The sequence below is a fragment of the Collimonas fungivorans Ter331 genome (assembly GCF_000221045.1).
In the GTDB taxonomy this organism is placed as follows: domain Bacteria; phylum Pseudomonadota; class Gammaproteobacteria; order Burkholderiales; family Burkholderiaceae_D; genus Collimonas; species Collimonas fungivorans_A.
The window spans coordinates 4,201,839-4,225,304 of sequence record NC_015856.1; the positions used below are offsets into that span (position 1 = coordinate 4,201,839).

A 23,466-nucleotide genomic window follows, 5' to 3' on the forward strand; every position below is an offset into this window, starting at 1 on the left:
GCCCCGAACCTCCAACGCTGCCGTGCCGGCAGATATCGATGGCCGGCCACACTGCCATCCGCAGATCCAGTGTGTTGAAGAGGCGATTGTAGGGAGGGCGCGATGTGGGGTCTGTCGGGAAAGATTGGCATCGCCAGGAAATAAATCCGAAGGATGTGCAGGAAAAATCCTATGTTGCACGTTGCTTGTCCTTGGCCGCCTGCGAGCCCGCCCACATTACTGATGCTTGCCTGACCAAAAAATGAGGGCCGCTTAGCATATGGTGCTAAGCGGCCCTGACTACATGCATCCAGAGGTAGGGTGGGCAGATTTCTGCCCACCCTACGGCCAATCAGTTCTTGCGCTGTCCTTCAACCCGCACCACCACGCGCCGGTTCGGCTCGTTGCAGGCGATGTTGGCTGGCGTGGCTGTCTTGCGGCAGCTGTCGTCGACCGGTTCGGTATTGCCGCGGCTTTCGGTCTGGATCAGCTGGGCCGGGATACCGTTCTCGGCCAGGGATTGCTTGACCGTCGCTGCGCGGGCTGCACCCAGGCGTTGTGCTGCATCGGCTTTACCGATCAAGTCGGCATGGCCGATCACGGTGATGTGCTTGATGCCTTCAGGCTGCGCCTGCAGGGTCTGCGCCAGCTTGGCCAATTCGGTACGGCCGGCGGCGCTGATGTCGCGGTAGCCGGATTTGCCGAAGGCGAACAAGACGTCGCTGCTCAGGGTGTAGTCTTTATAGGCCGGCGCTGCTACCGGGGCAGCATAGGCGGCGCCGTTGTTGCAAGCCTGCACCGCAGAAGCGCGCGACAAGGCGTGGATCTGGTCACGGGAATTGGCGAGTTCACGCTCGGCAACATCACGCGCAACCGGCACCGGGGCGCCGCTGCTGCCGTCTTCCGTCGCTTTCAGGAAGTAGGTGGCGCCGTCAGCCAGATTGGCCTTGAACAGATCCACGGTCTTGCCCTTGTACAGCGGCTGGTCGTTCAGATAAGCGCCCAGGGTGTGGGAGCCGGGAGCGACACAGAACACTGAGTAGCCGCCTGGCAGCAGCGAGGTCTGGAATTCGCCGTCCACGTACACGTGGGCGCCGCCTGCTGTGCGCTGGCCGGCCGGGATGGCGCGGTAGTACACCACCTGGGCCTGGCCTGGCTTGACGGTCGGCACCGGGCTGTAGGTGGCGCCGAAAATCTGGCGCTCCGCCTTGCCGGCTTGCGCTTCTTGCGCCGCGGCCGGCATGGCGGCGGCGAACAGCAGCGCACCGCTCAATGCCGCGCTAAAGATAAATTTCGAATGTTTCAACATGGTTTAGCTCCAGTCCGGCAACATGGCCGGACGAATAAATTAAAAAAAGACTTCAATGAAGGCTGCAAGGAACTGCGTAGGGTGGGCAGGTTTTTCTGCCCACGCTGTATTGCTCAAGGAGCACACCGCGTGGGCACAGGTGCCCACCCTACGTCTTGCCGCAGAGAGAAAGCGTTAGCTCAGGTTGGTGGTGACTCCCTGCTGCACCAGCAGCTCGGCCTCGAGGCCGGTATGCTGGTACACGTTGTACGCCACGCCTTCGACTGTCACCGAGCCGGCGGCCTGGGTCCAGTCGCCTTCAGCATTGACGCCTTCCAGCAAGTCATCCAGGTTGACGACGTCGCCGGCATCGCCCTTGACCATCATCTGGGTCTTGCCGTCGTCGATGAACAAGCCCTTGCCGCCCTGCTCCAGGACGTCGTTGAGCGACAGGTGCAGGGTGTTGTCGCCGGTGCCGGTGATGTCAATCACCTTGACGTCGGCGACCTTGGCCTGCTCGGCCGCAGTCAGCGCAGAGATATCCAGCACCTGGTTGGCGCCTTCCAGCACCAGCACAGGGCTGTCGCCTGCTTGCTCGACGTGTACCTGGACATCTTCCTGCACGGTGAACGACGCAGCCCCCTCAATCACTGGAGCCGGATCGTCAGCAGGATTGTGCGTGCTGGTCGTTGCATCGTCGTCATTCGCCGTCGCATCGTCCTGGCCTGCAGTGGCATGCGTCAGACTGTCTACGCTGCTGGCATCCTGGGGCACTTCTTCCGTTCCAAAGGTGCCAACTGGGGGATACAGCACTCCGTTGACCACGATGTTGTCATATGTCCACCAGTCCATGCTTCCCGCATCCGGCCCATTGACTAAAATGCCTGGCGTCATTCTGAAACTGCTGAAATAAGAGCCCGCAGGAAGATTGAAGCTAATCTGCTGGAAACCAGTATCAAAGCCAGCATTGATTGCTTGTGTTCCTACCACAGCCCCGTTTTTATCCAGGAATTCGATCATGCCAGGGCCCATATTCGTATTGATGTTACCAATCCGGATTGAAATCCCTGTTGCCTCTCCAGCATTGTCAATAGCAACCGTAACAATGCCATTTGCGGCCAGCTTATTGCTGGTATTTCCCGGATCGAAAGTAGGGTCGGCTGGACCGATGCCGTTAAAACTATTCGGTGTTTGTAGATTAGTAACGGAAAAACGCAATCCGTTATGGACAAACGATTGGTCTGCCGTACCAAAATTAGCAGTAGCCATTGCGTCGAAATTCTCACTCAATGCCACCGGAGCAAACGGCACGACATTCAAACCGTAGGGGGCTGAATCCGGACTTGTATTGCCCGCCACATCGGTTTGCGTTGCGGTATAGGTATGGCCGCCCACTGGCGCATTCACATCGATGGTCCATGTGCCGTCCGGCCGGACTTGCGCCGAGCCGACTATGTTAGCGCCGTCAAACAGCGTCACGATAGCGCCAACCTCGCCCCTGCCGCTGATCGTCGGGGTGGAATCATCAGTCGTGCCGCCGTTGCCGATGTTGCCGGTAATCCCAACGTTATCGAGCACATTGTCAATCGTCGGTGCCGCTGGCGCCGTGGTATCCAAGATCAGATCATAGTTGTTCGACACCGGGCTAGAATTGCCCGCTGCATCTTCCGACACTGCGGTGAACGTATGGCTACCATCGCCAGCCAGTGCCGGAACGTCAAATACCCAACGATCCGTACCGCTATCGGCCGTGGCCGAGCCGATGACGTTGGCGCCGTCACGGATGAAGACGATGCTGCCGCGTTCTGCTGTACCGCTCAGCTGCGGGGTGTTGTCATTGGTGAGGCCGCCGCTGCCGATATTGCCGGTATGTCCCAGCACATCGTCGAAGGCGTTGTCAATCGTCGGTGCCGCTGGCGCATCGGTATCGATGACGATATCCCATGGATCGGACGGTTCGCTGGTGTTGCCGGCCGGATCTTCGACCACGATGATGAACTCATGGTCGCCAGGATTGAGCGGCGTGGTCGGGGTGAATTCCCATCTGCCGTCGTCACCCACAATGGCAGTGCCGATCGGATCGCCGCCATCGCTGATGATGACCTTGTCGCCCGGATCGAGGCCATCGCCGACCAGGGTCGGGGTGGTGTCGTCGGTGACGCCGCCGTCGCTCGGGATGGTGCCGGTATGGTCGCCAACGTTGTCAATGACGTCGCCGATGGCTGGCTTGCCTGGCGCGGTGATGTCCACTGTCAGGTCGAACTCATTGCTGTCGCTGACCACGCCGGCGGCGTTGGTAGACGTAGCCGTGATGGTGTGCGGACCTTCGGTCAAGGTCGGAGTGAACTCCCAGTTGCCGAGGCCATCGGCCATGACTGAACCGACCGCAACCGGGTTGCCGTCGACGTAGATGTGGACCAGGCTGTTGGCGGTAGCCGTGCCGTGCACGGTCGGCGTGGTGTCGTCGGTGACGCCATGGTTGGCGATCGGTCCAGTGATGCTGCCCTCGTTGTCATCGACCTGGGTGATGGCAATCGCCACGGCGCTGGTGTCGACGATGAAGTGGGTCGGAGCCGAGACCGGGCTGGTGTTGCCAGCCTGGTCCACTACCTGGTTGCTGATGGTGTGCGGACCGTCGGCCAGCGGGGTCTCTGGCGTATAAGTCCAGTTGCCGCCGGCGTCGACCGGCACGGTCTTGACCGGCACGCCATCGACGATGACGACCACGCTGGTGCCTGGCTCGGCCTTGCCGCTGTAAGTCGGGTTGGCGTCGTCGGTGGTGTCGTTGTCGGCAATTTCGCCGGTGCGCGCACCGATGTCATCGATCAGGGTCAAGTCGGTTGCAGCAGCCGGAATACCGGTATCGATATTGATCGGGTATTGGCCGGTCGACACGCCGCCAGCGCTGGCGGTAAAGTTGTGCAAGCCGTCGGCCAGCGGGCTAGCCGCTGGTACCGGGAAGCTCCAGTTGCCGTCCGCATCGGAAGTCGCTGAACCCAGTGGCGCCGGGTTACCGTCGACATAAACCATGACCACAGAACCGGCCGGTGCAGTACCGACTACTACCGGGGTATTGTCGTTGGTGAAGCCGTTCTGGGCAACATTGACCGGGCTGGCGCCGTCGTCGTCGATCACGCCGATGATGGCGGGCGCCGTCGGCACGCCGCCGGTGGCCACATCCAGGTCAAACTGGTTGCTTGGATCGCTGACGTTGCCGGCAGCGTCGGTGGCCTTGGCGGTCAGGTTATGCGCACCCAGGTCGAGCGGGAAGTCTGGCGTGATGGTCCAGTCGCCGCTGGCGTTTGCCTGGGTGGAACCGACGGCTTTGTCGCCATCGTACAAGGTGACGATGCTGCCAGGTTCAGCCTTGCCGCTGACGGTCGGTTGCGCATCGTCGGTGGCTGGGCCGCCCGAAGTCAGCGGGCCGGTCGAAGCGCCCTGGTCGTCGATGACCAGGTCGATGGTCGGCGCATCCGGCACACCGGTATCGATGACGATATCCCATGGATCGGACGGATCGCTGGTGTTGCCGGCCGGATCTTCCACCACAATGGTGAACTCATGGTCGCCCGGGTTCAACGGCGTGGTGGGGGTGAATTCCCACTTGCCGTCGTCACCCACGATCGCGGTGCCGATAGGATTGCCGCCATCGCTGATGATGACCTTGTCGCCCGGAGTGAGACCGCCGCCGACCAGGGTCGGGGTGGTGTCGTCGGTGACGCCGCCGTCGCTCGGGATGCTGCCGGTCTGGGTGCCAACGTCGTCGATAACGTCGCCGATTTCCGGCTTGGCTGGGGCAGTGGTGTCGACCGTCAGGTCGAACTCATTGCTGTCGCTGACCACGCCGGCGGCGTTGGTCGAGGTTGCCGTGATGGTGTGCGGACCTTCGGTCAGGGTTGGGGTAAATACCCAATCGCCGTTGCCATCGGCCATCACTGAACCGACTGCAACCGGGTTGCCGTCGACGTAGATGTGCACCAGGCTGTTGGCGGTGGCTGTGCCGTGTACGGTCGGTGTGGTGTCGTCAGTGACGCCATGGTTGCTGATCGGACCGGTGATGCTGCCTTCATTGTCATCGACCTGGGTGATGGCAATCGTTACGGCGCCGGTGTCGACGATGAAATGGGTCGGGGCAGAGACCGGGCTGCTGTTGCCAGCCTGGTCCACTACCTGGTTGCTGATGGTGTGCGCACCGTCGGCCAGTGGGGTCTCTGGCGTATAAGTCCAGTTGCCACCGGCGTCGACCGGCACGGTCTTGACCGGCACGCCATCAACGATGACAACCACGCTGGTGCCTGGCTCGGCCTTGCCGCTGTAAGTCGGGTTGGCGTCGTCGGTGGTGTCGTTGTCGGCAATTTCGCCGGTGCGCGCACCGACGTCATCGATCAGCGACAGATCGGTCGAGGCGCCTGGCGCCGTGGTATCGATGTTGATCGGATATTGACCGGTCGACACGCCGCCAGCGCTGGCGGTAAAGTTGTGCAAGCCGTCTGTCAGCGGGTTAGCCGCCGGCACCGGGAAGCTCCAGTTGCCGTCAGCATCGGACGTGGCCGAACCCAGTGCGACCGGGTTGCCGTCGACATAGATCATGACCACGGAACCGGCAGGTGCAGTACCGATTACCACCGGGGTATTGTCGTTGGTGAAGCCGTTCTCGGCAACAGGGACAGGCGTTGCGCCGTTGTCGTCGTTCACGCCGATGATGGCGGGCGCCGTCGGCACGCCGCCGGTAGCCACATCCAGGTCGAACTGGTTGCTTGGATCGCTGATATTGCCGGCAGCATCGCTGGCCTTGGCGGTCAGGTTATGCTCACCCAGGGACAGCGGGAAGTCTGGCGTGATGGTCCAGTTACCGCTGGCGTCCGCCTTGGTGGAGCCGACAGCTTTGTCGCCGTCGTACAAGGTGACGATGCTGTTCGGTTCGGCCTTGCCGCTGACGGTCGGTTGCGCATCGTCGGTGGCTGGGCCGCCCGAGGTCAGCGGGCCGGTCGAAGCGCCCTGGTCGTCGATGACCAGGTCGATGGTCGGTGCATCCGGCGCCAGGGTGTCGATGTTCACGGTCCATGGATCGGACGGATCGCTGGTGTTGCCAGCCGGATCGGTAACAACGACGGTGAAGTCATGCTTGCCGTCATCCAGCGGCGGCGGGGTGAATTCCCACTTGCCGTCGTCGCCCACGATCGCGGTGCCGATAGGATTGCCGCCATCGCTGATGACCACGGTGCTGCCAGGCGTCAGGCCGCCACCGCCGCCGCCGCTCAGGGTCGGGGTGTTATCGTCGGTATCACCGCCGTTAGGGATGGTGCCGGTCTTGCTGCCGACGTCGTCAGTGACGTCGCCGATGGCTGGCTTGCCTTCCATGGTGTCGACCACGACCACCCAGTCTGCCGATGGCAGGCCGACATTGCCGGCGGCGTCAGTCGCCGTGGCGGTGAATTTGTGCGGGCCGTCAGGCAGTTCGCTGGAGGTGATGGTCCAGTTGCCGTCAGCGTCGGCGACAATGCTGCCAACCTCGTTGCCGTCGGCGTACAGCTTGACCAGCGAACCGGCTTCAGCCTTGCCGCTCAGGGTCGGGGTCTTGTCGTCGGTCATGGCGCCGTTGTCGAGGAAGCCAGTGCTGCTGCCGGCGTCGTCCAAGGCCGATTCGATCAGGACCTGGGCTGGCGCGACCGTGTCGATGATGATATCGCGGCCGTCCGATGGCGGTTTGCCGTCTTCGATCACGACGATCTCATGCGGGCCGTCGTCCAGAGGATTGTCAGGGGTAAATGTCCACTTGCCGTCGTCGTCGACGATGGTCGAGCCGATCGGCTTGCCGTTGTCGATGATGGTGATGACTTTACCCGGGGTGCCGCCGTCGCCGATGATGGTTGGGGTGTTGTCGTCAGTGCTGCCGCCGGGAGGAATCGAGCCGGTGGTGGTGCCGACGTTGTCGGTGATGTCGCCGATGGTCAGCTTGCCGTCGCCAGGATTGCCTGGGTTGCCGCCGTCGCCGGGATTGCCTGGGTTGCCGCCGTTGCCGCCGCCGTTATCGCCAGCAAGCGCCGCGCCGATCAGGCCCAGCGCGCCCAGGCCGAACAGGCCAAGGCCAAGCCAGCTCATGCCGGCTGCAGGCACCAGGCCGCTGCCGAAGCCGACCAGCGGGTTGCGGCCGAGCACCAGCGGGGAACTCACGCCTTCGCCCAGCATGCCGGCTTCATGGTTAGCTTCCGCATCGGAAGCGATGTATTCGTAATATGCGCCGTCTTCGGCCACGCCGACCAGCTCTTCGCCCTGCCCGTCTGCGCTGTAGAAACCTTCGATGATCAGCTCAGGATCTTCGTAACCGGTACCTTCCAGGGACACGTGCAGGTCGTTGCCGACGCGGTGTACGGTGATGTTTTCCGGGGCTGCGCCGGTGTCGGCATCGGCCAGGATGAATTTGCCGCCCTTGATGGCTTTCACCTTGGTGGCGGAACCTTGCTTGGTCGTGCGGAGGTCCACGCTCTGCGTGATTTCCTTGCCATCGACCACGATTACTTTAACTGCGCTTGCTGCCATGATAATAATTCCTTAAAAGACTGAATTGCTTAATGTGAACGGTGGTAGCGACGGTACGCCACAACACGGTTGTGCCGCTTGAGACTGCGGTCTTGCGCGTGCCGGCGTGTCCGATAAAATCAGCTACACCCCATGCGCAGTAAAACCCGGCCGTGAAAGACATCTTTCGTGGTTGCCGAGCTTCGACGTAGAGCGGATTTTAGAGATGAGACAACTTGCGGTCTGTAGGCTCGAATTGACTTCGGCAGAGGAAAAATCCGCAAAGAAAGTAGGACAAGTCCGAGCGTCGTCAGACCGTCGTTTTAGCGTGATAGCGCTGGGAGCCAGTACCTGTCTATGAGACAGCTATCGCGGCGATAGCCACGGCCGGGGAAATTGATTGTTCTATTGCTGAAGAGCGGCGGCGTCATTGCGGATTCAGGTATTTACAACGCGCAGAAATTGTGCAAAACATTGTTAAATCCATGTCACACAATTGCCTGGTGGCGATGACGACATGAGGTACCGATGGACGATTCATTTGCGCCCCTCTGATCCAACACGTGGGTGCCGAGAAACTAGAATAGGGGCAATCTGACGTCTGAAAACAACGACAGTTATGCACCATGCCGGTTTTTATCGATTATCCAAATCCGCTCAAACCATTACCGTACCTGTACGAAGTCAGGCTGGCCAGCCACGGGATCTGGAACGACAAGATGCTGCTACTGGCGGGGCGCAGGATAAAGGACGTGATTTGAGGGAGGCAAGCCAGATTTGGCGCACTCATTGATATCGAATAGCGGGATGACATCTCGATTTAGGGCAGACCTTTTTATCAATCATGATGTTGTAGTCTTCCAATCTTTTACGTCCGTCGCCTGAATCAGTCGTATAGATAAAACGCATACTTGACTGATATGGCAGATATGGGCGAGCTGACTCATTCAGCAGTGGTTTTATCAGTGCAGCGATGCTCAATGTGAAAACAAGCGCTATTTGAATGGTTTTATGTAATGGCCCTACGGTTTCCCATGCCTTGTATAACAAGATTCCTTGAGCTACCACTACAAAATATTGGGTTCGATTCCAAAGCAGGGGAAATTGCCAGAAAACTGCTTCTACAATGATCATCAAAAGAAGCGACAGCATCAGTGATTTTTCTAGGCGAGAATTGACATCGACAATTTTTGAAAAATAAAAAAAAGTAAAAATATTAACCAGAAAATATGCTGTTGCACCCAAACTTTTGGGAGCAGGTCCGATGCTCTGATAGTCCTGAATTTTTTTTGCGATAAAGCTGAAATGAATATGCTCAGCTATTATTCCCAAAACATCGAACAAACCGAATCCGGAAAAGAAAAAGGCTGCCAGACCCAACAAAATTGGAATTTTGAATTCAATGATTTTCTTATAGCCAAAAGTGAGAAATATCGGGGCTAGCATTACGCTGGAATACTGAAAACACATCCCAATCAAGAACAGTACTAATGTAGAAAAATATCTTGATTTGTCGAACCTGATAAGGGCAAGCATGATGAATGACAGTGCGATCGACTGCCTGACAATCCCCATCTGAACCAGCAGATATACCCAGCAAAAATAAATGGCAAATGAAAAAATAATGTTCGCCCGGCAGTACCTGACAAAAACATAGAATGTGATGCCATTGAAAAGAGCGACGATAAAGTAAAGCGTCTGGATCGTGCCACCAAAGGTCTTTATTGTTGAAAGCAAGATGACGAATAAAGGCTCCATTGGTTTAAGCGCATCTGGCAGATGGAAAAAGGATAATCGCAAAAGCGTGGGCGCCGCAGTCACCGCTTGCTCATAAGCGATCCAATCATATCCGGTCTCCCAGCGCAAACCCGCAAGCGCCACAAAAGCGAGGATGACAATACCGGCCAGCAATGGATACAGATCTTTACGATATTCGGCAACAAGGACAAAAAGCCAAAAAACAAGCGCTAGGGATAAGTAAAAGATCAAATTTCCACCATTCTTTATCAGTCAAAATAATATTGCTTTTAAGTAAAAATTATAACTGACGAACTCTTGCCTCCGTAGTCGACGATAGCTATACCCTGCCCGTTACAAAAATGGCCTGTCTAAGACAGGCCATTTTTGTTTTATCACACACTAAATCCGTCAGGCATCATCGTCCAGCCCAGCAATCCGCAGTGCTTGCGGCGGGTGCAGCCCCGTTCTTTGTCGTCCTCGTGCCAGTATTATCCAAAAGAAAAGTCCCGCATTTATCGTTCTTTACTGGTGCTGCCTGCAGTGTAAAAGTGCTAGCAGTCGACGCACTGATAGTAAAAGCATATTTGGGGTTGGCGCTTGCTGGCATTGCTGGCAAGGTAAGGGCCGCGCCTCCGGGCTGATAACTATTGTTAACGGTGTACTGCTGCTGCATCCAGTTGGCATACTGCAGCAATGCCGCCATCGCTCCAGCTCGATCGCCACGCTGCACGTAGGACCGATAACTAGGGACGGCAACGGCGGCAAGAATAGAGATCACTACTACCACGATCATCAGTTCGATTAACGTAAAACCACGCTGCTTGTTTGCATTTCTGAATTTCATCGATATCCCCTTGATTCAAACCTGTATCTGTATTTCTTAATTTGGCTTGATCGATAATTGTCGCCAGCGGCGCACGGCTACACCAGACAGCTTCACGTCAAGACAACTGGCCACCCCATCAACACCGACCGTTCGTATGCACTGTGGCGACGGAGGCGGATTCGGCGGCCATACCCCACTACCTGTCGTACCCGGAATCGCAGCCGCACTCCAGTTGGTATCGGTTGTCGTCCCAGGCTGGGTTATCTGGTACTGCGGTGCATAAGCTCCTGTCAAGAAATTCACGCCCATGCTGAATGACACCCCGCCACCAGCACAAGGATCTGTAATATTGGGAGTAAACGAAGTCGTCAGCATAAGAATATTTTTCTGAAGCTGCAGATCGCCGACGGTGCGCTCGCCCGCGTCAAGGTAATCGATGTACCAGCCACGTTGCGATGCCCATGCAATGGGATTTTTACTCAGGGTCCGGCCTACTGCGGTTCCCCCGATCGAAACGCTCGTCAAAACTTGCGCCTGCAGTTGGCCACGGCCAGTTACGGCTGCTGCTCCAGGTTTATCCCAGATGCCATACACGCTCTGAATTGCGGTAGAGGCTAGATCTGTCGTCTCATAGAATTTCCCGGTACCGATCATCACCATATAGCCACCCATCGGATGGACTGCCAATATCGGTTTTTGTACAATCGGCTGGATGACAGAATTCGCATTCTTCGCAACAAACAATGAACTGGCGGTCCATTTCGTAGTATCGGTAGCATTGCTTAAATCAAACTTCCAGAGATTTCCTTGCAAATCCCCCGCATACGCGCCAACCAGCTGACGGCTGGCATTGAACAACAAGGCTGGAGCCGATAAGCCGTTCGGCGCTGTGGAGCTGCCTACCCCGGTGTCAATTTTTTGAATCAGAGCGCCTGTCTGGACATTCACCACATATAACACCGCATGACCATTGGCACTGTTGTAGCCATTGCCAAAAATGGCTGCCCATTGCCCATTGGCCAGCAGCACCATAGCCGGAGCACCTAGCACATTGCCCATATCGGCGTCGGTACCGGAGTTATTGTATTCCCACATAACACTGCTCTTGCTCAAAGAGCCCGGCGCCGTGACATCTATAGCAAAAACGCTGTTCGCACCGGCTCCAGTAGTTCCCAGCAAAATATTCTTCCAGGTGCTGCCGATATAAGCGTCCCCTTCGGCCAACGGTCCATCAACAAAATAGTGATGGCCGTAATTAGGATCGCTCAAGGTTTTCAGATTCGGGTAAACACTGTTCGGTACGAAAGCGAATTTTTCAGTGCCGTCGCTTGGGGAAAACGCGTGCAACATGCCATCGTTGGCGCCCACATACAACATTGCGCTACGCGTAGCCTTGGTGCTATTGACGAAAGTTGCATAAGTGCTACCTCCATTTGCCGCCGGCAACACCGAATATCCCGAGTCGCTGGTTTGGACGTACAAAGGAGCCGAGTTGACGATATCTCCAAGTTTATACTGGCGATAACGGAAGGTCCCGGTGCCGGTACCGTCAGACGCCTGCTCCAAGGCCGAATTACCTCTCAGGTAATCCACGACGTCGCTTGATCCCAATGCGGTTTGCTGGCTGTTGGTGCCAGATGTCAAATTACCCCAGGAAAAATCAACGCCGGCTTTCGACGTAGGGTTCCAGGTAACGATGTTCCGTTTCGTATGATCCGTAGGCAGCAATGTCGCCGCATCCCACTGAAATGCCCCAGTAGATCCATCAGATGTAATAGCATTGGCCGTCAAATGCCCGATCCAGACGCCCGCATCAAAACTCGCGGTGTAAGCATACGTCGTACTTTGAGCAACACCACCCTGGTTATTCGCCTGGCCGCCGCCGGAACCGGTGCTGCGGCCTATCTCTGCCAAAATGCTGTTAAGGCCGGCCCGCAGAGCCTGAGGGCTCTTTGCGCTGAAATAGCTGCCATGGCCGTTGACTGCAGCGTGCCATAAATCATCAATTGCCGTTTTGCTGTCCGCCACAGGTTTTGGCCAGTTGGCGGCTCCGTTCTTGATGTCAAAATAAGCGCCGCTGGTTGCCGTCTTATAATCCGATCGATACGTTAGCTGGCCGTTAGCGCCAAGACCAATGGTATGGGTCGTCATGTGCTGCCAGGTTGCAGGGTCGGTCGCCGTCGCCTTGATTTTTCCTGCCGTACTGGTAATCCCGGACCTGATGCCCACGTCGGTAACCCAATATTTCATCGCTGTATCTGCCAGCGTATTCGAATAGGCTGTCGGTCCTTGATAAAAAGGCCTTGGGAACTGGCTATTTGTCGTCAACGCGCCGCCAGAAACCGGGTCCTTAACGACCGGTGCAGGCAACGCAGGCACCTTGCCATCCTGATCGCCTATTGACGTGGGAACAGTCCCGTTCCAATAACCATCGGTGGAAAGAATTGTGAAATTGGCCTGGCATTTCAATTGAATCGGATCCGGCGTCCCACTTGGCGCGCCGTTCATGCCGTTACCTGTGTAATATTGTCCTACCTGATTCAGGGCATCAATGAGCGGTGTCCCACCGGAGGGTGCGATGGCGTACAGTTTGCTGTACCACTTATTTTTCTGAGTAGTATCGAAACTGTTCAGCGCCAGAAAATTGCTGGAGTTGGCGTTAATCGTCGCAAAGCCGACACGGAAGCGATTATTAATGCCGGCGAACGCCAATCCCAGCGAAGTTTTTGTCATCAGAATCCGCGTCCGATAGTAAGAAAACCAGTTGGCAAAGTTTTGAAGTTCTTCGGCATAGCTGCAACTGGTTGTGCTTGCAACGCAATCCTTGCGATCTGCACCGCGTGGATATGTGGCGCCAGAAACAATATCCACACGTTGATAGTTCGTGAGGGAATTTTGAGAATCAGAGCCATCTGGTATCCCGCTTCCAGCTACTGTCGATAGTTTGGTTCCCGTTTGGGTCCCTTTTTCCGTTCCTATCCAGTTGTAATAAAAGGCATAGCGCGCGCCAAGGGTCGGTTTACTTGAGCTCTGGCTGTTCGGGCAGTTCGTAGTATTTGCGGCGAAGGACTTTGCATCGTAAAGTGGGAGCGTGGTAGGTGATCCTCCGTAGTAACACTTCGCCCCCAGATCGCTCAAAGTGTTTGTGCTATTCAGATAAGGATCAATAATGGTCGTCTTGGTGTTGGCAGGAGACATGGAACTGACGCCATCAACCTTCGATACCCCTGGGGTGTACAGAATCGCTGGATTATAGTAAATCTGATTCCAGCTGCTGGAGTAGTAGGCGATTTTGTCTTTAAGGCCGTCAGTACTATTTGGATAAGGTGCCGTATACTCATAAGTGGCATCTTCACCGGTAACGCTTCCCCACGCCATACTGCCGGAGTTGTCCAGCATGTACATGATGTTTGGCGGCGGCGGCACCGGCAGGAATAACGGCGCTTGGGCGATTTCGGCGAGCGCTACTCCCGAGATCGCGGCCATTCCCAGGCATGCGCAATGCGCGGCCAGCTTCAGCAGCCGGCCAAGCGGCATATGCCGCGATACACTCATTCGTAACATGACGTACTCCCTACACTCAGAATTTTAGATAACTTTGCAGTAACACCACTGCATTATTTGTGACATCCGTGCCGCGCCCGGTTATCCGGTATACCTTGTCGGTCAAGTCGCGCTTGGGCTGCGTCGGTCCCAGCCCTATCGTGGCTGTGACATCTTCGATGATGCATTGCGGCTGCGGAGGAGTCCCGCCAGTCCAGGAAACGCCGTTAGGCAGGGTAACTGCGGGCAGCTTGGCGGTTGTCGCCGGCGCCGATGTTCCCCAGGTTGCACTGTTGTCCCATACGCTTGGACTGGTGGTCGAAGTCGTCAGCATGCTGCTCAAGGCTTTGCCGCCGATAGAATTGTTTTGCGCTCCGGCTTCGCAATACCGCAATGCCCTCTCGGCCGCCTGGAAAGCCGCCTGCTGGTTGCGTGTATTTGCCGCCATCTTTTCATCCAGTGTCACATTGCGGATAGCGACTGTGCCAATCAGCATCATGACGACCAGGAAAATCAGCACCATCGGCAGTGCAATACCTGATTGCTGGAGTTTTGTCTTTTCCATAAACATGTTTGGTCAGTTGGTCCGGTGCCGGTTAGTTGATCAGGCTGGGAGTAGCGTTGTTACGCAAGGTAAATACCTGCGTCATGGTGGTATGCAGCAGATGATCCGATGCAGTAACCGACTGGCCGCTGCAATTGGTGTACGTTTGGCCCGCGCTTGTCGATATCACATTGTTGGAACTGTGAATATCCAGGCATACGGTGGCCGTTATCACCGTGCCCCATCCAGCCCTGTTATTGTCATTAAAGGCCACCGCGCCAGCAGTGCTCGCATTCACCCCCGTTTGCGTGGGTACATACTTGCTGGCGGTATCAACTCCATAAGTAACTTTCATCTGGTCGACATTACTTAATATCTTCTGGGGGGTGCCGCCAGGATTTCCCATGCAATACAAGATCGAGGTGGCGGCGTCGCGGTAAAAGCTATTGGTAATGAGGCCACCCTGTGTGGCCGTTGCGCCGATGGCCTTCACGCCGCTGCAATCGATTCCCGCTCCGCTGATCGGACTATTGGTCGCGTCGTATGGCTCACTGGTGTAGCTGACAGCAAACGCCGAATCGGTGCCGGCCGCGCTAGCGCAGGCTGGTACCGCTGCAATCGGCATTGCAAAACCGTTGTCGCAACCGATCAAGCCGGTCAATGTGGGGGCGCTCACTGGCGGAAAATCCGTCGTATTGCCCGTGAGCATGTTGCCGTAGCCGGCCTGCATCAAGCTGCGGCCAATCAGATTCAGGGCGAAGCGGCCGTCTTCCTGGATGCGCGCGTTGTCATCATTCAGGCGCGAGCTGGATTTGCTATTGAAATACAGGCTGCTGAGAAATAACATAAGGATCAGCCCTATCGTCACCGACACCAGCAATTCGACCAGTGTAAAACCCCGCATGCTGCGACGCAGATTGCCTGTATTCATTTGAGAAATCATCATCATGGCGTCACCACAGTCAAAAAGCAGCGCATTGCAGCTTTATCGTTAGCGCTGAACCCGCTGGGGAACACTGAACTGTCACACCCTGAGTCCGTGGCTGTTTTATCTGGTTCGCTGAAATAAACCGTCACGACAAAACCATTGGTGCTGTCGCCGGACACCGTGCCCCAGCCACCCGCCATTGCATTGCTCATGGCCAGGCGCCAGTTGTAGATATCCTGGACGGCGATCTCTGCCGGTGTGCAGGCCCCGCTCACCGCACAAGCCGCCGCGTTCGAATTGTCCGGATATGTTTTGTCGGTCGTGTACCCGCCAGCATTGGCGCCTGCAGCATTAGCGCGTATCCGGTCGCCGATATCGGCGCTGTACTGGCTGGCCAAAGAACGGAAATTCGCTACCTTTTGATAGCGCAATGCCGCTACCTGCAAGCCAGCAAGGCCGAGCAGCGCAAATGCCGAGATCGTGATCGCAATTAATACTTCGATCATGCCGACCCCGCGTTGCCGGCCAGACCTATGCGATATTTTTTTGTTGAGAAAAGCCATGTTCCCTATCTCTCTTCCGTCTTAACATGCATCGCCAGGCTTGATAGCCCTGGTTCGCCCGCTTGGATCAAAACAGACCAGTCGTGAAAATTTGGTGTTGAATGAAAATGCAAAGGAAGCAGGCGGCGCCGCTATTGGCGCGCCCATGGCGTTATAGGTGATCGAAGTCGCTGTTGTCGCAGGTACAAGGCTGGTGCCGCTGGTAAAAGCCCCTTGACGCGCCAGAATCAGATGGGCTGACCCTGCTGCAGTGGTGGGGGTATCCGACGCTGTGCCGACATACACCAGCCAGCCATCTTTCCAATCGCTGCCGCTGGTGTCGCAGACATTTGATCCGGTTTCTGCTCCAACACTGCGGCAAATAGTTACTGCGCCAGCGCGTTGAATCGCTTCGGAGCGAGTCAGCATGGTGGCGGCAATGAATTCATTTACGTTGCCGGATAAACGATTCTGGCTGATGAAATTACCCATCGCAGGCATTCCCACCGCAGCCAGGATGGCAACCACAGCGATAGTGGTGATCAATTCGAATAAGGTAAAACCTTTGCTGATATCAGGCATGGTGTACTTGCTATTTTTTTCAAAAGATAAGGCAGTCTCAGCATTTCTTTGCACGCTACACTCCCCCCGAAAACGTCAATTGCAACCGATGCCGAATTATAGGTTTTGCATTTCCACAAAGAAACCATTTGGAGCCCCGTCCGTCGCCGCCAAAATACCACTCATCATCAATAATTACCAAAAACACAATTACATACATATTCCCTTGCATTCCCGGCCGGCTGCCGAGCGCCAGAGCCTTCCCTGACTCATCAATCCACTCGCCAAATGCTATAATCCGCGCTTCCCGCAAACGGGCCGACTGTCCCCCGGAACGCGGCCCGGCATCGACGCAACAAGCGGATCGCGCATGCGCGTCCGGCAATGCTGGCCACTTTGAGCTGTCCCTAAAATATTGTTTTCAACACCACGCGCAGATGCGGCGTGGTTTTCATTGAATGGAGTTTGCTATGTCGGCAACAATGCGGCCAGTCCGCCTGCTCATGATGTTCCTGCTGGCGACGCTGGCCTTTTCCGCGATGGCGGTGGATCGTGATTTCCCGGCCTCGGCCTTGCGCGGAAAATTGACCATCACCGCTTACCCGATCGTCACCGTCAATGGCAATACGCTGCGGCTGTCGCCCGGTTCGCGCATCTGGAACACGCAGCAGCTGACCCAGATCCCCAGCTCTTTGGGCACAGATACTTACCAGGTGAACTACACCCTGAACATACAAGGCGACATCGACCGCGTCTGGATCCTGACCGCGGATGAAGCCGGCCAGAAGATAGAAGCGCAGCGCAACGGCATGAAGCGCTAGTTAAAAAAGGTAGTTAACAGGCAGTCATGGAAAAACCGATGCAAAAGAAAGTATTTATCAAGACCTTCGGGTGCCAGATGAACGAGTACGACTCGGACAAGATGGCCGACGTCCTGAACGCCTCCGACGGCTTGATCAAGACCGATCGCCCGGAGGATGCCGATGTGATCCTGCTGAATACCTGTTCGGTGCGCGAGAAGGCGCAGGAGAAAGTGTTTTCCGACCTCGGCCGCCTGCGCGAACTGAAACGCAACAATCCCGACCTGCTGATCGGCGTCGGCGGCTGCGTGGCTTCGCAGGAAGGCGCGGCGATCGTCAAGCGCGCGCCGTATGTCGACATGGTGTTCGGCCCGCAAACTTTGCACCGCCTGCCGGAGATGATCAGCCAGCGGCGCGCCACCGGCCATTCGCAAGTAGATATCAGCTTTCCTGAAATCGAGAAATTCGACCACATGCCGCCGGCCAAGGTCGAGGGGGCGACCGCATTCGTGTCGATCATGGAAGGCTGCAGCAAATATTGCAGCTACTGCGTGGTGCCCTACACCCGCGGCGAGGAAGTCTCGCGCCGGTTTGAAGACGTGCTGACCGAAGTGGCGGGGCTGGCCGAGCAAGGCGTCAAGGAAATCACTTTGCTGGGGCAAAACGTCAACGCCTTCCGCGGCGCCATGGCGGATGGCGAGATTGCCGATTTCGCGCTGCTGATCGAGTACATCGCCGAGATTCCCGGCATCGAACGGATCCGCTTCGTTACCAGCCATCCCAAGGAATTCACCCAGCGCCTGATCGACACCTACGCCAAGGTGCCGAAGCTGGTTGACCATTTGTACCTGCCGGCGCAGCACGGCTCGGACCGCATCTTGTCAGCGATGAAGCGGGGCTATACCGTGCTGGAATACAAGTCGGTGATCCGCCGCCTGCGCCAGGTGCGTCCCAACATCACGATTTCCAGCGACTTCATCGTCGGCTTCCCGGGCGAGACCGATGCCGATTTCGAGGCGCTGATGAAGCTGATCACCGACATCGGCTACGACAACAGCTTCAGTTTCATTTTCAGCCCGCGTCCCGGCACGCCGGCCGCCAACCTGGAGGACGACACGCCGCATGAAGTCAAGCTGAAGCGGCTGCAGCACTTGCAGGCGACGGTTGAAGCAAACATGGCCAAGATCAGCGCAGCGATGGTCGGCTCTGTGCAGCGCATCCTGGTGGAAGGCCCGTCCAAGAAGAATCCGGCCGAGCTGCAGGGCCGCACCGAGAACAACCGGGTGGTCAATTTCAACGCCGGCCCGAATGGCGCGCGCCTGATCGGCGAGCTGATCGATGTCACGATTACAGAAACATTGACCTATACCTTGCGCGGCGAAATCGTCGCGGCAGAATAGTTTGCGGCATTGCGCTCACCGACCAATCAAACAAGATAAACACAGCCCAGTTTGAAAACTAAAACCCCTACCCAGCCGCATTACTTCATCCCGCAGCCGCTGGACAATACGCGGCTGGCGCACCTGTGCGGACCGCTGGATGAAAACCTGCGGCAGATTTCCGCGGCGCTGGATGTGTCGATTTTCCGGCGCGGCGACAAGTTCGTCGCCGCCGGCGGCAATGCGGAACGCGCGGTGGAAATCCTCGACCAGTTTTACGCCATCGCCAACAAAGTGATCTCGGTGGATGAAATCCAGCTGGCGCTGGTCGAGCAACGCGCCAAACTGGGCATGAAGCCGAAAGCCACGAAAGCCGCCAAGGGCAACGGCAAGGCCGCCAGCGAAGCTGGCGCCGACGCCAATGCCGACCTGGCGGATGCAGAGCTGAGCGAGACGGATATCGAAAGTCCTGTGCTGAAAACCCGCCGCAGCGACCTGCGCGGCCGCACGCCGCACCAAAGCCAGTACATCCGTTCGATCCTGGAACATGACGTCACGCTGGGCATCGGCCCGGCCGGCACCGGCAAGACCTACCTGGCGGTTGCCTGCGCGGTAGACGCGCTGGAACGCGATGCGGTCAAGCGCATCGTGCTGACGCGGCCGGCGGTCGAGGCCGGCGAGCGGCTGGGTTTCCTGCCTGGGGACCTGGCGCAGAAAGTCGACCCCTACCTGCGTCCCCTGTACGACGCGCTATACGACTTGCTGGGTTTCGACCGCACCCAGAAGATGTTCGAGAAGCAGGCGATCGAGATCGCGCCGCTGGCTTACATGCGCGGCCGCACGCTGAACCATGCTTTCATCATCCTGGACGAGGCGCAAAACACTACGCCGGAACAGATGAAGATGTTCCTGACCCGGATCGGCTTCGGCAGCAAGGCCGTGGTCACCGGCGACGTCACCCAGATCGACTTGCAGCGGGGCCAGAAGAGCGGCCTGATCGATGCCATGAACATCCTGAAAGACGTGCGCGGCATCGCTTTTACCCGTTTCAACAGCAGCGACGTCGTGCGCCATCCCTTGGTGGCGCGCATTGTCGACGCCTATGAATCGGCGGCGCAGGCAGCGCCGGTGGCGTCCACCCATGGCGTCATCGAAGCCGCCACGCCGCAAGCCGTCAAACCCGCCAAACCGGTGCAGACCGGGATTACCAAAACAGCCCGGAATCGTAAGTAAGCGCAATGCCAAAAAAAAATAAACTCTCCCTGTCGGTGCAGTACCCTGATCCGCGCCTGCAAGAAAGCGTGCCGCGCCCGCAGCTGCGGCGCTGGGTGCAAGCCGCGCTGCTGGCGCCGGCCGAACTGACAATCCGTTTTGTCGACGCCGAGGAAGGGCGTGCCCTCAATCGCGACTATCGCGGCAAGGATTACGCCACCAATGTGCTGACCTTCGCTTACTCGGAAGACCAGGAGGAAAACGACAACGGCATTACCCAGGCCGACATCATCCTGTGCACCGACGTCTTGCAGCGCGAAGCAGAAGAACAAGGCAAGACGCTGGTGGAACATGCCGCCCATCTGGTGGTGCACGGCGTCCTGCATGCGCAAGGTTATGACCACGAAGACGATGAAGAAGCGGCGGAAATGGAAAACCTGGAAATCGAGATATTGAACAGCCTGGGCTGGCCTAATCCCTACGCCGACCGATAATTTCCCCGCTCCACGATAAAACGCCGCTTCTGCGGCGTTTATCATTTCTGCAGCCGAATTCTTATTTTCAGTTAAGAATCAATGGCTTGCGGGAATAAATATTGCCACCAAGACATTACACATCTTCGCTTATCTTTTTTATTAATAAGATTATGATGAATTCATGTAATGAACCGAGCTGGCCCGCGACTAAGCCACATGAAAACCAACATTGCTCAGTTGCCGGAGGCTATCGTGAACCAAATCAAGCCGCCTGTCGTTCACCCGATCTGGCTGCGCGTCACCCACTGGCTCAACGCGCTGGCCGTGATCATCATGATCCTGAGCGGCTGGCGCATTTATAACGCCTCGCCGATCTTCCCGTTCCGTATTCCCAGCGAATGGACGCTGGGCGGCTGGCTGGGCGGCGCCTTGCAATGGCATTTTGCGGCGATGTGGCTGCTGTTCTTCAACGGCCTGGTTTACCTGCTGCTGAATACCGGCAGCGGCCGCCTGTGGAAGAAATTCCTGCCGCTGCGCCCGACTGAAGTGGTGCAAGACTTCGTCAAAGCGCTGCGCGGCAAACTGCAGCACGACGCGCTCGACCACTACAACGCAGTCCAGAAACTGGCGTACGTGTCGGCCATCCTGGACTTGATCCTGCTGGTGGTGTCGGGCCTGGCGATCTGGAAGTCGGTGCAGTTCCCGGTGTTGCGCGAACTGATGGGCGGCTTCGACAACGCCCGCGTCGTGCATTTCTGCGCGATGGCTTTCCTGGTCGCATTTATCGTAGTGCACATCATCATGGTGGCGCTGGTGCCACGCACGCTGCTGGCCATGCTGCGCGGCCGTTAAGGTGAATTGAGACAATCATGTTCAAGAAAAACATTAACCCGGCGCTCGACACCGAATCGATATTGAAAGACGCCCAACGCGAACTGGCGTTGCCCTCGCGCCGCCTGTTCGCAAAACGCGCGCTGACCCTGGGCGGCCTGTCGCTGCTGACCGGCTGCAACATCACCGACGAGCCGTCCGTCAACCGCATGCTGGAACGCATCTCGCGCATGAACGACGGCGTGCAGGGATGGCTGTTCGATCCGAAGCGCCTGGCGCCGACTTATACCCAGGCTGAAATGACCCGGCCCTTTCCCTTCAATGCGTTTTACGCCATCGAGGAAGTACCGGAAATCGACGGCGCCGACTATCGGCTCGAAGTCAGCGGCCTGGTGAGCGACAAACGCTCCTGGACATTGCAGCAGCTGCACAAGCTGCCGCAGAACGAACAGATCACGCGCCATATCTGCGTCGAAGGCTGGAGCGCCATCGGCCGCTGGGGCGGTGTTCCGTTCTCTTATTTTCTGAAGCAGATCGGCGCCGACCTGAGCGCCAAATATATCGACTTCCAATGCGGCGACGATTACCACACCAGCATCGACATGCCGACCGCATTGCATCCGCAGACCCAGCTGACCCTGACTTACGACGGCCAGATCCTGCCGCCGAAATACGGTTTCCCGATGAAACTGCGGATGCCGACCAAGCTCGGCTACAAGAATCCGAAACACATCACTTCAATTGAAGTAACAAACACGTACCCCGGCGGTTACTGGGAAGACCAGGGGTACAACTGGTTCGGCGGTGCTTAGGCTGGCGAGCAGCCGGCAACATTCGCTGATTTTTACGGCACTTTTGCCACTTTTACCTGGAGATTCACATGAAAAAAAGCCTCACAACCCTGTTGGTTACCTGCCTGATGATGACAGCCGGCGGCGTCTATGCCCAAGATGCCATGTCGAAGGATGCCATGTCCAAAGACGCCATGTCCAAGGATGCGATGTCCAAGGATGCGATGTCCAAGGACGCCATGTCGAAAGATGCGATGAGCAAAGACGCCATGGACAAACCGGGCATGGCCAAAGATGCAATGAAAAAGAAAGCCCACACCAAAAAAGACGCGATGTCCAAGGATGCAATGGGTAAGGACGCCATGGGCAAGGACGGCATGGCTAAAGACGGAATGAGCAAATAATTATCTTTATTGCCATCCTGCGGACCATGTTTTCGGGCATGGTCCGCTTTTTTATGCAAAAAATTTCCGTACGGAACTGCGATCTGGGCCTGTGGGCACACGCGTTTCGTCGTCCTGTCACATATTTGTTGTATGCTATTGCTTCCAAAACAATGTGAAACCAAGGCTAACGCCATATGCCAGAGCACCCTAGTAGCGTCAAATCATTTGACGCTAAACCCCACCGGTCGTTATTCGAACGCCTGACCGCACTGATTTCTCCCGAACCTGAAAACCGCGCCGAACTGCTCGACGTGCTGCAAGACGCACACGAACGCAACCTGATCGACGCCGACGCGCTGTCGATGATCGAAGGCGTGTTCCAGGTCTCCGACCTCTCCGCCCGCGACATCATGATCCCGCGTTCGCAAATGGACATGATCGACGTCACCAAACCGATAGAAGACTGGATGCCGGAAGTCTTGTCGACCGCCCACTCGCGCTTTCCTGCCGTCGACGGCGAGCGCGACAAGGTGATCGGCATCCTGCTGGCGAAAGACCTGCTGCGTTATTACGCCGAAGAGTCGTTCGACGTGCGCGACATGCTGCGCCCCGCCGTCTTCATCCCCGAATCGAAACGCCTCAACGTCTTGCTGCGCGATTTCCGCGCCAACCGCAACCACATGGCTATCGTGGTCGACGAATACGGCGGCGTCGCCGGCCTGATCACGATTGAAGACGTGCTGGAACAGATCGTCGGCGATATCGAGGACGAGTACGATTTCGACGAAGAAGAAGACAATATCCTGGCCATCCGCGACGGCGACCACGGCGGCCGCTGGCGCGTCAAGGCGCTGACCGAGATCGAACAGTTCAACGAAACGCTGGAGACGGCGCTGGTCGACGAAGACGTCGACACCATCGGCGGCCTGGTCGCCAACCACCTGGGGCGCGTGCCGCGCAAGGGCGACGAGTTCACGATCGACAATGTGCGCTTTGAAGTGCTGCGCGCCGACGCGCGCCAAGTGCATGTCTTGCTGGTCGAAAAACTGTCGGAATCGGCTCAGGAAGAATCCTGAAAAAAATGTGGGTCGGCCCGCTTGCTGTGCCGACCCACTCCATCC

General features: G+C 57.1%; 17 protein-coding genes. 8 read left to right on the plus strand and 9 right to left on the minus strand.

What is annotated here, in order from left to right:
* Positions 1 to 331: 331 nt before the first annotated feature.
* From CFU_RS18715 to CFU_RS23455, 9 genes are all read right to left on the minus strand, one after another.
* Complete coding sequence (locus CFU_RS18715; RefSeq protein ID WP_014007575.1) at positions 332 to 1,288, minus strand: OmpA family protein; 957 nt, start codon at positions 1,286 to 1,288, stop codon at positions 332 to 334.
* A gap of 174 nt (positions 1,289 to 1,462) precedes the next feature.
* The gene (locus tag CFU_RS18720) at positions 1,463 to 7,807 is read right to left on the minus strand and encodes an Ig-like domain-containing protein (RefSeq protein ID WP_014007576.1); all 6,345 of its coding nucleotides are present in this window, start codon (positions 7,805 to 7,807) and stop codon (positions 1,463 to 1,465) included.
* Between the two features lie 765 nt (positions 7,808 to 8,572).
* Positions 8,573 to 9,775, minus strand: a complete 1,203-nt coding sequence (locus tag CFU_RS18725; protein ID WP_014007577.1) for an EpsG family protein — start codon at positions 9,773 to 9,775, stop codon at positions 8,573 to 8,575.
* Positions 9,776 to 9,941: 166 nt separating this feature from the next.
* Complete coding sequence (locus CFU_RS18730) at positions 9,942 to 10,370, minus strand: type IV pilin protein (protein WP_014007578.1); 429 nt, start codon at positions 10,368 to 10,370, stop codon at positions 9,942 to 9,944.
* A gap of 36 nt (positions 10,371 to 10,406) precedes the next feature.
* Entirely contained in the window at positions 10,407 to 13,916 is a 3,510-nt protein-coding gene (locus CFU_RS18735) for a pilus assembly protein (RefSeq protein WP_014007579.1), read from the minus strand.
* A 16-nt stretch (positions 13,917 to 13,932) separates the two neighbouring features.
* On the minus strand, positions 13,933 to 14,460 hold the full coding sequence (locus CFU_RS18740) for a pilus assembly PilX family protein (RefSeq protein ID WP_190275174.1): 528 nt from the start codon (positions 14,458 to 14,460) through the stop codon (positions 13,933 to 13,935).
* A gap of 31 nt (positions 14,461 to 14,491) precedes the next feature.
* Positions 14,492 to 15,388 (minus strand): PilW family protein, encoded by an 897-nt coding sequence (locus tag CFU_RS18745; protein WP_014007581.1) that lies wholly within the window; start codon positions 15,386 to 15,388, stop codon positions 14,492 to 14,494.
* A complete protein-coding gene (pilV, locus tag CFU_RS18750; RefSeq protein WP_014007582.1) occupies positions 15,385 to 15,930 on the minus strand; it encodes a type IV pilus modification protein PilV in 546 nt (181 codons plus the stop codon). The genes CFU_RS18745 and pilV overlap by 4 nt, the downstream gene beginning before the upstream one ends.
* Before the next feature lie 21 nt (positions 15,931 to 15,951).
* Entirely contained in the window at positions 15,952 to 16,545 is a 594-nt protein-coding gene (locus tag CFU_RS23455) for a GspH/FimT family pseudopilin (RefSeq protein WP_148264886.1), read from the minus strand.
* A 395-nt stretch (positions 16,546 to 16,940) separates the two neighbouring features.
* On the opposite strand from CFU_RS23455, the gene CFU_RS18760 reads away from it, so the two are divergent.
* The 8 genes from CFU_RS18760 (at position 16,941) to CFU_RS18795 (ending at position 23,421) form a co-directional block, all read left to right on the plus strand.
* Entirely contained in the window at positions 16,941 to 17,291 is a 351-nt protein-coding gene (locus CFU_RS18760; RefSeq protein WP_050808651.1) for a hypothetical protein, read from the plus strand.
* A 38-nt stretch (positions 17,292 to 17,329) separates the two neighbouring features.
* Positions 17,330 to 18,670: a tRNA (N6-isopentenyl adenosine(37)-C2)-methylthiotransferase MiaB gene (gene miaB, locus CFU_RS18765; protein WP_041743684.1), complete on the plus strand. Its 1,341-nt coding sequence runs from the start codon at positions 17,330 to 17,332 to the stop codon at positions 18,668 to 18,670.
* Positions 18,671 to 18,721: 51 nt separating this feature from the next.
* Positions 18,722 to 19,882 (plus strand): PhoH family protein, encoded by a 1,161-nt coding sequence (locus CFU_RS18770; RefSeq protein WP_014007585.1) that lies wholly within the window; start codon positions 18,722 to 18,724, stop codon positions 19,880 to 19,882.
* A gap of 5 nt (positions 19,883 to 19,887) precedes the next feature.
* Positions 19,888 to 20,355, plus strand: coding sequence for an rRNA maturation RNase YbeY (ybeY, locus tag CFU_RS18775; protein ID WP_014007586.1), 468 nt, complete (start codon positions 19,888 to 19,890; stop codon positions 20,353 to 20,355).
* A 198-nt stretch (positions 20,356 to 20,553) separates the two neighbouring features.
* Positions 20,554 to 21,189 (plus strand): cytochrome b/b6 domain-containing protein, encoded by a 636-nt coding sequence (locus tag CFU_RS18780; protein WP_050808652.1) that lies wholly within the window; start codon positions 20,554 to 20,556, stop codon positions 21,187 to 21,189.
* A 17-nt stretch (positions 21,190 to 21,206) separates the two neighbouring features.
* Positions 21,207 to 21,980 (plus strand): molybdopterin-dependent oxidoreductase, encoded by a 774-nt coding sequence (locus tag CFU_RS18785; protein ID WP_014007588.1) that lies wholly within the window; start codon positions 21,207 to 21,209, stop codon positions 21,978 to 21,980.
* 68 nt (positions 21,981 to 22,048) lie between these two features.
* Positions 22,049 to 22,363, plus strand: coding sequence for a pentapeptide MXKDX repeat protein (locus CFU_RS18790; protein ID WP_014007589.1), 315 nt, complete (start codon positions 22,049 to 22,051; stop codon positions 22,361 to 22,363).
* A 176-nt stretch (positions 22,364 to 22,539) separates the two neighbouring features.
* On the plus strand, positions 22,540 to 23,421 hold the full coding sequence (locus CFU_RS18795; RefSeq protein ID WP_014007590.1) for an HlyC/CorC family transporter: 882 nt from the start codon (positions 22,540 to 22,542) through the stop codon (positions 23,419 to 23,421).
* The last annotated feature ends 45 nt before the right edge of the window (positions 23,422 to 23,466 follow it).